At 41.6% G+C, this 14008-nt stretch carries 11 protein-coding genes; 8 read left to right on the top strand and 3 right to left on the bottom strand.

The genetic code is table 11. The features are described from left to right. The first annotated feature begins 127 nt into the window (after positions 1-127). From U2718_RS32985 to map, 3 genes are all read left to right on the top strand, one after another. Positions 128-2980, top strand: a complete 2853-nt coding sequence (locus U2718_RS32985) for a pitrilysin family protein (protein WP_341994220.1) — start codon at positions 128-130, stop codon at positions 2978-2980. A gap of 76 nt (positions 2981-3056) precedes the next feature. Then, positions 3057-3548: a cupredoxin domain-containing protein gene (locus U2718_RS32980; protein ID WP_341994222.1), complete on the top strand. Its 492-nt coding sequence runs from the start codon at positions 3057-3059 to the stop codon at positions 3546-3548. Positions 3549-3811: 263 nt separating this feature from the next. Next, on the top strand, positions 3812-4639 hold the full coding sequence (map, locus tag U2718_RS32975) for a type I methionyl aminopeptidase (RefSeq protein WP_341994223.1): 828 nt from the start codon (positions 3812-3814) through the stop codon (positions 4637-4639). A 340-nt stretch (positions 4640-4979) separates the two neighbouring features. Here the strand turns inward: map and U2718_RS32970 are convergent, their stop codons facing one another. The 3 genes from U2718_RS32970 to U2718_RS32960 form a co-directional block, all read right to left on the bottom strand. Further along, complete coding sequence (locus U2718_RS32970) at positions 4980-6110, bottom strand: CO2 hydration protein (RefSeq protein ID WP_341994224.1); 1131 nt, start codon at positions 6108-6110, stop codon at positions 4980-4982. 103 nt (positions 6111-6213) lie between these two features. Further along, the gene (locus tag U2718_RS32965; RefSeq protein ID WP_341994225.1) at positions 6214-7728 is read right to left on the bottom strand and encodes an NADH-quinone oxidoreductase subunit M; all 1515 of its coding nucleotides are present in this window, start codon (positions 7726-7728) and stop codon (positions 6214-6216) included. 131 nt (positions 7729-7859) lie between these two features. Continuing rightward, positions 7860-9716: an NAD(P)H-quinone oxidoreductase subunit F gene (locus tag U2718_RS32960; RefSeq protein WP_341994226.1), complete on the bottom strand. Its 1857-nt coding sequence runs from the start codon at positions 9714-9716 to the stop codon at positions 7860-7862. Positions 9717-10353: 637 nt separating this feature from the next. On the opposite strand from U2718_RS32960, the gene U2718_RS32955 reads away from it, so the two are divergent. From U2718_RS32955 to U2718_RS32935, 5 genes are all read left to right on the top strand, one after another. After that, complete coding sequence (locus U2718_RS32955; protein ID WP_010995042.1) at positions 10354-10662, top strand: carbon dioxide-concentrating mechanism protein CcmK; 309 nt, start codon at positions 10354-10356, stop codon at positions 10660-10662. Between the two features lie 108 nt (positions 10663-10770). Continuing rightward, positions 10771-11115, top strand: coding sequence for a carbon dioxide-concentrating mechanism protein CcmK (locus U2718_RS32950; protein WP_010995041.1), 345 nt, complete (start codon positions 10771-10773; stop codon positions 11113-11115). Between the two features lie 6 nt (positions 11116-11121). Continuing rightward, positions 11122-11424 carry a EutN/CcmL family microcompartment protein gene (locus tag U2718_RS32945; RefSeq protein WP_289793157.1) on the top strand — a complete coding sequence of 101 codons (303 nt, stop codon included), beginning with the start codon at positions 11122-11124 and terminating at the stop codon, positions 11422-11424. Positions 11425-11522: 98 nt separating this feature from the next. After that, positions 11523-13184, top strand: a complete 1662-nt coding sequence (locus U2718_RS32940) for a ribulose bisphosphate carboxylase small subunit (protein WP_341994245.1) — start codon at positions 11523-11525, stop codon at positions 13182-13184. Positions 13185-13296: 112 nt separating this feature from the next. Next, positions 13297-13983, top strand: a complete 687-nt coding sequence (locus U2718_RS32935) for a transferase (protein WP_341994247.1) — start codon at positions 13297-13299, stop codon at positions 13981-13983. The last annotated feature ends 25 nt before the right edge of the window (positions 13984-14008 follow it).

The following is a 14008-nucleotide window of genomic DNA, read 5'->3' as shown; positions in this document are numbered from 1 at the left end:
AGCTAGTAGACTAACCTTATAGCTTTTTGAGAAAATAGAATTAAGTTAAAAAAAGCCTCAAGTAATGAAGAACACGCTATAGTCAGAAAAATCTGTAATCTAATTTGTAAATGCTTTCAGCAAATACATGGGTGTTCTTATCGTATCGCATAGATATCGTTTGCCAATTTTTGTGTTTAGTCTTTGTTTGATTGTGGTTTTGCTACTGGGGAATGGATCTGCAACAAGTCAAATCAATGTCGGATCTACTAGAGTAAATAATCGCAATGAAAATATTTTAAAAAAAACACAAAGAAATTTAGTGACAGACAACGTCCGGAAAACAGTACTAGAAAATAATCTTACTATCCTGACAAAGGAAGTCCATTCCGCGCCAGTGGTGACAGTGCAGGTGTGGTACAAGGTGGGTTCACGCAACGAGGAACCAGGGGTGAATGGTATTGCCCACCAGTTAGAACACATGATGTTTAAAGGCACGAAAAATCGTCCGATTCAATTTGGGCGCTTGTTTAGTGCTTTGGGTAGTGACTCCAACGCCTTCACTAGCTACGACCAAACTGCATATTACAATACAGCAGAGCGCGACAAGCTCAACGCTCTTTTGGAATTAGAAGCGGATAGAATGGAAAATGCTCTGCTTGATGCCGAACAATTAGCTAGCGAGAAGCGGGTAGTAATTTCCGAGTTACAGGGTTACGAAAATGATCCAGAGTATCGCCTCAGTCAAGCTGTTTTGAGAGCAACCTTTCCTAAGCATCCTTACGGCTTGCCCATAGGTGGAACCAAAGCTGATGTCGAGAAATTTCAAGTTCAGCAATTACAAAAGTACTATAAAGAATTTTATAGCCCCGAAAATGCCGTTTTAGTGATTGTTGGTGATTTCGACACTGCCAAAACTTTGACAGCGGTGAAGGAGATATTTGGGAAAATACAGAAGAAGGATAGACAAGACACGGGGAATCAAGAGGACACGGAGACACTGAGACACGGAGACACGGGGAATATGTTTGATAATTTCTCTACGTCTTCCTCTCTGGTATTGCGAGAACCGGGAGCAAACGCACTTTTATACACCGTGTATCCTTTGCCTGCTGCGAATCACCCAGATGTGCCAGCACTAGATGTGATGGATTATATTTTGACGGAAGGACGGAATTCTCGCCTCTATCAAGCGTTAATAGAATCTGGTTTAGCAACTGATTTGACTGGTTATGTTACGAGCTTACGCGAAGCAGGTTGGTACGAACTATCAGTGACTGCGACTTCCGATCGCGGTTTGAAAAAGATTGACTCAGTGATGCAAAAAGCGATCGCCCATTTAGCTCAAACAGGAGTTACAAAAGCAGAATTAAATCGTGCACAGGCACAACTAGAAGCTACTGTGATCTTGGAAAACCGGGATATTACCAGTCAAGCCATGCAATTAGGGAACAATGAAACTACGACTGGTGATTATAAATATACAGATAGTTACTTAGCAGCGATTCGTCAGGTGAGTGTCGAAGATGTGCAACGTGTCGCTAATCAATATCTCAAACAAAAAGCACGTACTGTCGGCTTTTTTGAACCAAGCCAGATCCAGGCAGAAAATAATAGTAGTGCCAAACCATCTTCGACACAAATTAAAGAAAATTTTTCTTCCGGCTCAACCGAGTTACCTGATGAAGTCGCGAAGTATCTTCCAGTGGTGGATGTAACAACAACGCCTGTCATTATGAGTTTGCCACAGCAATTCACGTTGCCTAACAAGTTGCGAGTGTTGCTGTTGCCAGATCGAAGTACTCCCACACTCACCTTGAGTGGAAATATCAAAGCTGGTGCGGAATTCGATCCAGCAGATAAAGCTGGGTTGGCATCTCTTGTTGCAGACAACTTGATGAACGGTACCAAAACTAGGGATTTGTATGCACTTGCCAACATTTTAGATGAACGTGGCGCAAGCTTGGAATTTGATACTTACCGTGAAGGTGTGGAAATTGAAGGTAAAGGTTTAGCAGGAGACTTACCGATTCTGTTACAGATTTTAGGAGATGTAGTCAAAAATGCGACTTTTCCGGCAAAAGAGTTGGAACTTTCCCGTCAACAGGCTTTAACGGATCTAAAGCAGGAATTAGACGATCCGGCAGAAGTTGCACAAAGAACATTTATACAAACTCTTTATCCGCAGAATCATCCCTTACACTCTTTTCCCACTCAAAAGAGTTTGCGGCAAATTCGCCGTCAGGATGTGATTGATTTTAAGCAGAAACATTATCGCCCAGATATGATGGTGCTAACATTAGTGGGAGATTTTGCTCCTGAGCGAGTGCGATCGCTAATTGCAGCTGAGTTTGGTGTTTGGCAAGTTAGCGGTGAAGCCCCAAAATTACAATATCCATCAGTAAAAATACCAGACAAAATTGTACGTGCTAATCTAGTGCTGCCAGGTAAAACCCAAGCGGTTACTTATATGGGTAACACGGGAATTAACCGCCAAGATCCGCGTTATTATGCAGCTTTAATCCTGAATCAAATTTTAGGTGGCGATACCCTCTCTAGCAGATTGGGAACAGAAGTACGCGATCGCCAAGGTTTGACTTACGGAATTTATAGCACCTTCCAAACAGGAAAAAATCTGGGGATATTTTTGATTGAAATGCAAACAGCCCCAGAAGATACAAATCGTGCAATCAAAAGCACCCGCAGATTGATGGCAGAAATTCATCAACAAGGCATCAGTGCAGAGGAATTGGAGACAGCTAAACGCAATTTGATCGGTAACTATAATGTCTCCTTGGCAGATCCAGAAGATTTGTCATCCAGAATTTTGATGAATGAAGTATGGGGGCTGGATAAAGAGGAATTGTACTCTTTCACCGATAAAATTGCGGCAGTCACTCTTGAGCAAGTCAATCAAGCAGCGAAGGAGTTACTTCATCCAGATAAGATTGTTGTAGTCACAGCTGGCTCATCTGTAACAGCAAATAAAAATATTAGGTAAAAAAAGTTAATGGCTAATGACTAATCGTTAATGGTACAAACAAAAATCAGTAATTAACTTCTTGAGATGAAAGGCTATGATTCAGTTCGTTGCGAAAACTTCCTGGCAATTCCTACAGTGTATTTACTTCACAGTAGTATTGCTGTTGTGTTTTAATTTCATTGTTACTACTCCTGCATTAGCAGCCAAGAATTCAGGAGATTTACTGAAACAAACACCAACCGAAGTGACAGTCAGCCTCGGTAATGCAGTCAACGAACTGAAGTTTGAGCCAAATCATTTGGAATTTGTAGCTGGTAAACGCTACACACTTCGGCTAGTAAATCCCAGTGCGCAAAAGCACTATTTCACTGCCAAAGATTTTGCTGATAACATTTGGACACAAAAAGTAGAAGCAGGAAAAGTAGAAGTTAAAGGAGCAATCCACGAGATGGAACTAAAGCCTGGTGCTGAGGCAGAATGGGTATTTATAGCACTTAAGCCAGGAAAATATAGCTTACGTTGTCCGATCCCAGGGCATGCAGAGGCAGGTATGACTGGAGACATTGCCATCAATTCTGGGCAGTAAGAGATTGAAAATTGAGAATTAAAATCACATTTAGTTTTCAGTAGCAAAAATCTACGAACAAAATATGAGGCAAAAAATAAGTTAATTTAAGTATATGTATTACTTCTCGATTAAGTAACCGGGCGTAAATAAACATAATTATCAGGTTCGTTATTTGCTAATTATTTCCAGCAAGAAACAACGAACCACTATTTATGCCTACCGCTTAAGATAGAAAAAAATAGCCATTTAAGCAGCAAGGCGCAAACAATAATCAATTTCCCATGAACATTTTAAGTAATCTGCTTTCTCAGCCAGCTCAAGATAATCGCTCTAAAAGGCAGCGTAGAGGTATTGAAATTAAATCGCCGCGTGAAATAGAAATTATGCGGCGATCGGCAAAAATAGTGGCAACCGTGCTCAAAGAGATTTCTGAACTGGTGCAGCCAGGAATGACTACAGCAGACTTGGATGCTCATGCGGAAAAACGCATCCGGGAAATGGGTGCAACACCAAGTTTTAAGGGATATCACGGTTTTCCTGGTTCTATTTGTGCCAGCATCAATAATGAAGTTGTACATGGCATTCCCAATCCCAAGAAAGTCATCCGGGCTGGTGATGTTTTAAAAGTAGATACAGGCGCTTATTATGAAGGCTTTCATGGTGACTCCTGCATTACTATTGCTGTAGGTGAAGTTACCTCAGAAGCTGCTAGACTGATTCGCGTCGCCGAAGAAGCGCTGTATAAAGGTATTGAACAGGTAAAAGCTGGAAATTACTTGATGGATATTGCTGGAGCAATCGAAGATCATGTTAAGGCTAATCGCTTCAGCGTAGTGGAAGACTTTACTGGGCATGGTGTCGGGCGCAATCTGCACGAAGAACCTTCTGTGTTCAACTTCCGCACCCGTGATATGCCAAATGTAAAACTACGTGCCGGGATGACACTGGCGATCGAGCCAATTCTCAATGCTGGTTCTAAGTACACCCGAATTTTATCCGATCGCTGGACTGCTGTGACTGTGGATAATGCTTTGTCGGCTCAGTTCGAGCACACCGTGTTGGTGACAGAAACTGGCTACGAAATTTTGACGGATCGTTCTCAAGTCTGATGCTCAAGGCTTACTTAGATAATGCTTCAATTAGGTGCGTTATAGTCAGCAATGACAGGTTCTAAAAAGTAAATAGCCTTATTGAAAGAGGTAAAGCTTCAAAAAGAGGTGAGCTTGCCTCTTTTTGTTTAATTTTAAAAATGTATTTTTACCAGTTTTAGTAGTTTATTCTAGTTATAATTTAGATATTTTACATATTTTAGTTTATTAAGGCAGATTCACTTGCTTTTTATCTTAAGCTATTAGCCTGGAACTTTAGTTCCAGGCATATTTTTTCACGCCTTGACATGAAAAAATTGATACATGAATCACCAAAATACAAAGACACAAAGAATATTTCCTAACTATTAACCTCTCTCAACTGTGAGGTTTGCAGTCTATCCATCCACTTTGCTAAATACACTCGATTTAGCCTTTGTTCTTCTGAATTTTGAGTATCCGCAGGATAGGGCATTAATCCTACAATCGCGGCGGTTGTCACGCAGAACATTGACTTTTGGAATGTCATACAAATTTGCACTCGCAAATCATCCTCTCCCCGACGGCTGCGACGATATACTTCATGCAAATACTCTGGGAGAAAATGACGCATATCCTGCATTAACAAGGTAGGAGGAATACCTGCGCCGCCAATAGGTAGCGGATCGGCATATAAAGCGCCATACTGAAATTTAGCTTGATCTGGCGGAACTTGATAAGCTTGAGCGTTGAATGAAACAGTACCAGGAAAAGGTGTTCCTCGGAAGAAAACAGCTTCTACATAAGGAACTGCTGTATCTGCAAGGAAAGTTAAACCCACACTTGCAGGAATGATGTCATAAACTTGATTTTTAATTTTAACGGAGTATGTAATTGGCTTATTGGCATTTGCTACCAAACCTGCTTTGATATGATCTACAACTTGGGGAATTGATTTGATTTCACCTCGATCATAACGGTCTGATAACTCAAGGAAAATATCAGCCATTACTCTCCAAAATTGTCCCAAGCCGCTGTAGTATGCAGAAACACGCAACTGCTCAACTAAGAAATCGGGAAAAAGTTGATTAACTCCCATAATGATGGGATTATTTTTAAATTTAGCTTGAATAACTGCTTGTGCTCTTTGTTGAAATTCTTTTGTATCTAAATATTTATCCAAACCGCCGCCACCATGCCATAACATTGCTTTTAGGCAATATTCGGCATATTCAAAATTAATTCTATCATGTGACCAATGACGAAGTAGCTTTTGGAGAGAAATTTCTCCATTAAAGTATTTAAAAAAAGGAAAGAATACTAAAAATTGATTTTCGGCAATATAAATAAGATTTTTAGAGTAGGCATCTAAAACTACACCATAACTTTTAAGAATGCCTACTACTTCTAATACGTTTTCTGCGGTATTAGGAAGTAATGTTCCTCCTGATTCCAGACGCTCGATATATTCAGCTAATGGATGTTTAGTAGGTTTATTTGTAGCAGTTACCATTACAAAATTCTCCTGAAAAATGGGAGTAGTAATTAGTTAGTGGATAGTGGATAGTAGTTAGTGGTCTACAACCAACTAATAACTAATAACTACTAACTAATGACTAATGACTAATGACTAAATTTGTACCTTTTGCCTTTACCACAGAAACATTAGCAACAACACTTTGAGTATTCACAATTGCTGTAGTTGTTGCTTCTGTCCAACGTATTAACCAATTTGGTTGAATACCAAAAACTACAATCAGCACAGCTAAGACAATGGCAGGAGCGCGATCGCTCCAATAAACTCGTGGCAAGTTTACCACCTGGGCAGACAAGCGTCCAAAAAAGGCGCGGTTCATCAAAATTAAGAAGTAAACGGCTGTTAAACCAGTACCAATCATGCACAACAAAGTTTGTACTGGATAAACTGCAAAACTGCTGCGAAACACCACAAATTCAGCAATAAATCCAAACATTCCTGGTATACCTGCACTAGCCATCACACCCAACACCATCAAGCTGCCGATGACAGGCATCCCTCGTTCTGGATTAAATAGCCCTCGAAGTACATCTAAATTGCGACTTCCGGCTTTTTTATACACAATTCCTACTAGCAAAAATAGCAGCGCGGAAATTAAACCGTGGCTAACCATTTGCATGACTGTTGCCAAGATGCTTAAGGGGGTGGCAGCAGCCGCAGCAATCAGTACAAAGCCCATATGCCCTATGGAACTATATGCCACCATTTTTTTCATGTCTTTTTGGGCGATCGCACAGGATGCACCATAAAGCACGCTCACCACTGCCCAAGTTGCTAAAGTAGGAGCAAGAATGCTCCAAGCTTCGGGCAATAAATATAAACCAAAGCGAATTAAACCGTAAGTTCCCAGCTTTAACAATACTCCAGCCAACAATACTGAAATAGGTGTAGAAGCTTCAACGTGAGCATCTGGTAACCAAGTATGGAAGGGAACCAAAGGAATTTTGATGCCAAAACCAATTAAAATTCCTACCAGCAGGAGAATTTGTGTAGCTACAGGTAAAGCAGAAGTATTTAACGTCTCCATCGCAAAGCTAGGAGCACCACTCAGCCACACCATACCCAGGAAGCTTGCTAAAATCAAAATTCCAGAAACGGCGGTATAAATCAAAAACTTTGTTGCTGCATATCCCCGCCGTTCTCCACCCCAAATGGCAATCAGTAAATAAAGGGGAATCAGTTCTAGTTCGTAAAACAGGAAGAATAGCAGTAAATCCTGTGCTAGAAATGCGCCAGTGACACCAGCACTTAACAGCAGAAGCAAGGAGTAATAAAATCGAGGTCTTTGTAAGTCTTCATCACTACTGTAGATAGCTACACAAGTCAGCAGTCCATTCAACAATAATAACGGTAAAGATAAACCGTCTATTCCCAAATGGTAGTTCAAACCTAAGGTATCTATCCAAGGTAAGAATTCCCTAAATTGTTGACTTGTAAGTGTTGGATCAAACTTGGTGGTTAAAACAATATTCCATAAAAATGCAAGACTGCCAAATACCAAAGCTACACGACGAGGTAGTTTAGCAATATCAGAAGGTAAGACACAGATTAAAGCCGCACCTAATAACGGCAGTAAAATTAAAGCACTGAGCATAGGAGGGACTAGGGACTAGGGATTAGGGACTAGGAACTAGGGATTAGGGACTAGGGACTAAGGATTGTGTATTGGAGAGTAGAGAATATTTTTTCACGAGACCCTAGCCCCTAGCCTCTAACCCCTAAACTCTAAAAAGGCAAATTTTTCAACAAACCTAATGACCAGCTAATAAAGAAACCTAAGATACTAATGCCTACGAGTATAGTTAGTAGGTAACCTTGAGATTGACCAGAAATACTGTATTTTAAGCTTTGCCCGCCGAACATAGTTGCAAAGCCAACTAAATTAACCAAACCATCTACCAGATAGCGATCGCTCCAAGCTGAAATTTTAGAAAGCAGCCCAACAGCACTAACTACTGTCACCCGATAAATTTGGTCGATATAAAAGTCATATCCCAACAAATCTTGGAAAAATCTCCAAACCAGGACTCTTGATCTTGACCAAGCCTTGTGTAAGTAAATTGTAGAGCCGATCGCTACTCCTGATAAAGTAGACAAAACTAATATCGACACTACAAACCAATTGACACTTTCCCAAGTTGGCAGCAAATACCACTGCTGTAACATCACGGGTAATAACAAAGTCACTACTGTCAAAGATACCATTGGCAATGCCATCGGCCAGTGAACTTCTGGAGCACGACGGGTTTTCTGCTGCGGTTCACCCCAAAATACCAATCGAAACACCCGCGTCAAATTCAATGCTGTCAAACCATTGACAAGCACTAATACCCACAACACCCAAGGATTAACTACAACTAAGCCATCAGCCCAAGATAGCATTGCCCAAAAGCTTCCCAGAGGCAACAGCGATACCATCCCGGCTGCACCGACAAGAAAAGCAGAGGTGGTTGCTGGCATGCGCGACCACAAACCACCCATTTCTGTAAGATCCTGAGAAGTCGTGGTGTATATTACCGAACCTGCGCTCATAAATAATAGAGCTTTGGCGATTCCATGAGTAAATAGCAAAATCAGAGCTACTCCTCCTTGCTGCAAGCCCACCGCCAAAAACACCAACCCCATGTATGCACTGGTGGAATGAGATAAAGCACGTTTAATATCTGTTTGGGCGATCGATACCAAAGAAGCGCCAATTGCCGTTACCGTACCGATAATGACCAAAGCATCTAGAGCGATCGGTGAAAGTGCTAAAATTGGCTGCAATTTGTAGAGCAAATATGCACCTCCAGCTACCACCATTGAATTTCGCATCACAGAAGCTGGATTAGGCCCTTCCATCGCTTCATCTAACCACAAATGTAGCGGAAATTGAGCGCATTTACCCGCAGGCCCCGCAATTAATGCTAACCCCAACAAACTTGATGTTAAAGGACTTAACTGTGCTGTTTGCGTCCACTCATATAAATCTGAAAAATTTAAACTGCCTGCTTTCGTCGAAAGGGTTACCACTCCCATCAACAGCAGCAAATCTCCTACACGCTTAGTTAAAAAAGCATCTCGTGCTGCTGTTACTACCAATGGTTGAGCGTACCAAAATCCTACCAGCAAGTAAGTAGAAAGCGTCAGCATCTCCAGCAATGCATAGCTAAGGAATAAGGAGTCACTGATTGCTAAACCACTGAGTGCTGCTTCAAAAAATCCCATTAAGGCAAAAAATCGGGCTAATGCCCAATCCTTTTCCATGTAACCCAAAGCATAAATTTGTGCCAGTAAACTTAGTCCTGCAATTAAAACTGTTGCTCCAACACTAACTGGTGAAATTTCCAAAGCAAAGGAGATTGTTAAATCCGCAGCACTAAACCAGGTGACAACAAAATTTTCTTGTCCTCTATCCCAAATATGCTTGAAGACAAACAAGCTATGAACAAAACCTAAAATTGTTGTCAAGACATTAAAATAAGCTGCAGGTCTTGGGCCTGTGCGCCGAACTATTCCCATTGCCCAAGGTAAAGTTAGCAATGCTCCTAATAAGCTATAGAATGGTATCCACCAAGTTGTTGAGAACAGAAATTGGTTCATTTAAGTTTCCCTTGACATCTCAGCTTGTATTTATTTTCTTTACTAAATGAACTGAATAAATTTGGATTTGATGTTTTTAGTTTTCGGTCTTGTTTAGGTAGCATTATTTCACTTTTCCACTGAGAATATGGAAAAAATCATTATCCTCTTCCTAACACAGAGGTTTACTCTTTCTATGCTACCCTCTCTTGATTAGCTTGAGGTTTCTAGCATGAAAACAGCCATTAATATCAATTATAAGCAAAACTTATACTTATTTTTAATGGATGCTCTGTACAGATAACAAAAACCGAGGAAGCGCAACTGTACTACCTTTAGGTAATTTGCCGTTCTCCTTGAAGATGGAATTTGTGACTGTATGAACCTGTTTAAGTGTAATGTAATAAAAAAATTATAAAACAGAAGTAGCTGCTCTAGGAATCCATGAAGATTAGTTGAGCAAAATGCACCTAATAAAATATTATTAAGTTTTTTTAAACTATTTTATTATAAACTATTATACTAATTTATATTGTCAGGGGCACCAAGCTTTCCTATGCTTAATTTGAGAACAGTTAATTAGCTCAAGATGAGCACCCCCGTCAAAATTTTCAGTAGAAAGAGTACTTATCGCATTAATTAGTTTAGGAGATCTGCGATGCCTATTGCAGTTGGAATGATTGAAACAAAGGGTTTTCCGGCAGTAGTGGAAGCTGCTGATGCTATGGTGAAAGCCGCTCGTGTCACCTTGGTAGGCTACGAAAAAATCGGTAGTGCTAGGGTGACAGTAATTGTTCGTGGAGACGTATCTGAAGTACAAGCTTCAGTAGCGGCAGGAATTGAAGCAGCTAGAAGAGTCAATGGTGGTGAAGTTGTCTCTACTCACATTATTGCTCGCCCCCACGAAAACCTAGAATACGTCTTGCCTATTCGTTACACCGAAGCTGTAGAGCAGTTCCGCACTTAGGCAGACTTTAACATCAAAACAATTCATAAACGGGGTTGCCTTCTTGTAGCTAGCTTTGCTTGTGTTCGTTGATTCGTTTGTTGGAAGCTTCTTAGGAATTAAAAAATTATGTCAATTGCAGTAGGAATGGTAGAAACGCTTGGCTTCCCCGCAGTAGTGGAAGCTGCTGATGCGATGGTAAAAGCTGCTCGTGTTACGTTAGTGGGTTATGAAAAAATCGGTAGCGGTCGTGTCACAGTGATTGTACGGGGAGATGTTTCGGAAGTACAAGCTTCGGTCGCAGCAGGAGTTGAATCCGTCAAGCGAGTAAATGGCGGACAGGTGCTGTCTACTCATATCATTGCTCGTCCCCACGAAAACTTAGAATACGTTCTACCGATTCGATATACCGAAGATGTAGAACAGTTCCGTGAAAACGTTAATGCGATTCGTCCTTTCGGTAGAAGACCGTAAAGTGTAATGCAAATTGCTAAAGTACGCGGCACAGTAGTTAGCACTCAAAAAGATCCAAGTCTTAGAGGTGTCAAACTACTGTTGTTGCAATTAGTAGATGAAGAGGGGCGTATTCTGCCAGAATACGAAGTGGCTGCCGATAGTGTTGGTGCGGGAGTGGATGAATGGGTACTTGTCAGTCGTGGCAGTTCCGCTCGCCAAATTCTTGGTAATGAACAGCGTCCTATAGATGCGGCAGTAGTGGCGATTATTGATACAGTTCACGTTGAAGATCGCCTAGTTTATAGCAAAAAAAATCAATATCGATAAGTCATTGATCATTAGTCATTAGTCATTGGTTTTTGAAAGACGAATGACTAATGACAAAGGACAAATGACAAAGAACTCAACTGAGGAGGAATCTCGCAATGGCAGTCCGCAGTATCGCGGAGGCGGCTCCCCCAACCCCGTGGTCAAAGAATTTAGCTGAACCAAGTATCCATCCATCAGCTTTTGTGCATTCTTTTTCTCATGTGATTGGGGATGTAAAAATAGAAGCGAACGTCATCGTTGCACCTGGTACTTCGATTCGGGCAGACGAAGGAACACCATTTTATATTGGTGCAAACACCAACCTTCAAGATGGTGTAGTAGTTCATGGCTTGGATAAAGGCCGCGTCATCGGCGACGATCAACAGGAATACTCGGTCTGGATTGGGAGCAATAGCTGTATTACCCATATGGCTCTAATTCACGGCCCTTGTTATATAGGCGATGACTGTTTTATCGGTTTTCGCTCTACAGTTTTTAATGCCAGGGTTGGATCGGGATGCATCGTGATGATGCACGCTTTAATTCAAGATGTAGAAGTACCACCAGGCAAATACGTGCCTTCGGGAGCCATCATTACTAATCAGCAGCAAGCCGATCGCTTGCCAGATGTGCAAGCAGAAGATAAGCAATTTGCCCACCATGTGGTTGGTATTAACCAGGCACTACGAGCAGGTTATTTATGTGCTGCTGACAGTAAATGTATCAGAACAATTCGCAACGAATTAGAGCAAACTTATACAAGTACAGCCATTAATGGAATAGAAAGGAGCAGTGAGGTGTCTAGCAGTAGCTTGGGTGCGGAAACAGTAGAGCAATTGCGCTATCTATTGGAGCAAGGATATAAAATCGGTACAGAACACGTAGACGCGCGGCGCTTCCGTACCGGTTCTTGGACTAGTTGCAAGCCAATTGAAGCTAGATCCTTGGGTGAAGCAATCTCAGCTTTAGAGACTTGTTTGGCAGATCATGCTGGTGAATATGTCCGCCTGTTTGGTATTGACAAAAACAAGCGACGTGTATTGGAGAACATTATCCAACGTCCAGACGGCGCTGTTAAAGCACCTACTTCTTTTAAAGCTCCCACTAGTTCTAGCTATAGCAGCAATGGCAGTAGCTACAACGGTAATGGTAATGGTAACAGCAAACTCAGCTCTGAAACCGTAGACCAAGTTCGCCAATTATTGGCAGGTGGTTATAAAATTGGTACGGAGCACGTAGATGAGCGGCGCTTCCGCACCGGTTCGTGGCAAAGCTGCAAGCCAATCGATTCCCATTCTGCTAATGATGTGGTTGCGGCATTAGAAGATTGTATGGACAATCACCAAGGCGAGTATGTGCGCTTGATTGGCATAGATCCCAAAGGCAAACGTCGCGTGCTTGAAGCAATTATCCAACGCCCTAACGGCCCAGTTTCTGCATCCGGCACTCAAAAGTCATCATTTGGTGGTGCTAGTGCTTCCACCTTTGCAACAGCTACTGTACCTGCTACTAACACCAAATTAAGTTCTGAGGTTGTTGAACAGCTACAACAACTTCTAGGGAGTGGATATAAAATTAGTGCTGAACACGTAGATCAAAGACGCTTTCGGATGGGTTCTTGGAGTAGCTGCGGACAAATTCAAGCTACTAACATCAGAGATGCGATCGCTGCATTAGAGGCATACCTTGCCGAATATCAAGGAGAATACGTGCGTCTAATCGGTATTGATCCCAAAGGTAAACGTCGAGTATTAGAAACGATTATTCAACGCCCTTAAATTCAAAGATGAAGGATGAAGTCTGAAGTATGAAATATTTGGTTTCATATTTTAGTTTTCACACTTCAGCCTTCTTCAGTAACTTATTCCGGCTTCCGAGGTTAAAATTTCCATGTCTGTGCCGCCACTGCGCCTGAGTCATAACTTTGATGCTTACATCAGTGGCGAGGTTATTATTCATCCAAGTGCAGTTCTCGCACCTGGGGTGATACTCCAAGCGGCTCCAAACAGCAAAATTATTATTGGTTCAGGGGTTTGTATTGGTATGGGGGCAATCCTCAAAGTCCATGAAGGAACCTTAGAAGTAGAAACAGGAGCAAACTTGGGGGCCGGTTTTTTGATGGTTGGTAAAGGCAAAATAGGCGCAAATGCTTGTATTGGTTCAGCAACAACAATTTTCAATTGTTCCGTAGAATCGGGACAAGTAGTCGCACCTGGTTCAGTTTTGGGAGACACTAGTCGCCAAATCTCTGACTTAAATACGATCAGCGATCGCATAAAACCATCAACTTCTTCTGAGAGTAATTCCACTTCTACAAACGCAGTATCGGGCGAAACAGATGCAGGTAATTTGGCAAACGGACAAGACAATTCTTTGAATTCCGCCATTACCACACCTAATCCCGATCCAATTTCACAACAACCAGAACCAAAAGAGCATACACAAGAGCCTAGTACTGAATCTACTGCTATCGGTACTCACATCTACGGACAAGGGAGCATTCAACAACTGTTGATTACATTATTTCCCCACAGACAATCCTTAAACAAATCCAACTCTGACGATCCATCTGAGTAAGTGTTAATTGTAAGTTGTCACCTGT

It is taken from the genome of Chlorogloeopsis sp. ULAP02 (assembly GCF_038404745.2).
Classification (GTDB): domain Bacteria; phylum Cyanobacteriota; class Cyanobacteriia; order Cyanobacteriales; family Nostocaceae; genus Chlorogloeopsis.
The sequence above is the reverse complement of the archived record's forward strand: the minus strand, read 5'-3'. Positions and strand labels throughout refer to the sequence as shown.

Coding starts and splice junctions, on each gene's coding strand:
- U2718_RS32950 (WP_010995041.1), top strand. CDS start 10,771: ATGTCAATTGCAGTAGGAATGGTAGAAACGCTTGGCTTCCCCGCAGTA.
- map (WP_341994223.1), top strand. CDS start 3,812: ATGAACATTTTAAGTAATCTGCTTTCTCAGCCAGCTCAAGATAATCGC.
- U2718_RS32970 (WP_341994224.1), bottom strand. CDS start 6,110: ATGGTAACTGCTACAAATAAACCTACTAAACATCCATTAGCTGAATAT.
- U2718_RS32985 (WP_341994220.1), top strand. CDS start 128: ATGGGTGTTCTTATCGTATCGCATAGATATCGTTTGCCAATTTTTGTG.
- U2718_RS32980 (WP_341994222.1), top strand. CDS start 3,057: ATGATTCAGTTCGTTGCGAAAACTTCCTGGCAATTCCTACAGTGTATT.
- U2718_RS32945 (WP_289793157.1), top strand. CDS start 11,122: ATGCAAATTGCTAAAGTACGCGGCACAGTAGTTAGCACTCAAAAAGAT.
- U2718_RS32955 (WP_010995042.1), top strand. CDS start 10,354: ATGCCTATTGCAGTTGGAATGATTGAAACAAAGGGTTTTCCGGCAGTA.
- U2718_RS32935 (WP_341994247.1), top strand. CDS start 13,297: ATGTCTGTGCCGCCACTGCGCCTGAGTCATAACTTTGATGCTTACATC.
- U2718_RS32940 (WP_341994245.1), top strand. CDS start 11,523: ATGGCAGTCCGCAGTATCGCGGAGGCGGCTCCCCCAACCCCGTGGTCA.
- U2718_RS32965 (WP_341994225.1), bottom strand. CDS start 7,728: ATGCTCAGTGCTTTAATTTTACTGCCGTTATTAGGTGCGGCTTTAATC.
- U2718_RS32960 (WP_341994226.1), bottom strand. CDS start 9,716: ATGAACCAATTTCTGTTCTCAACAACTTGGTGGATACCATTCTATAGC.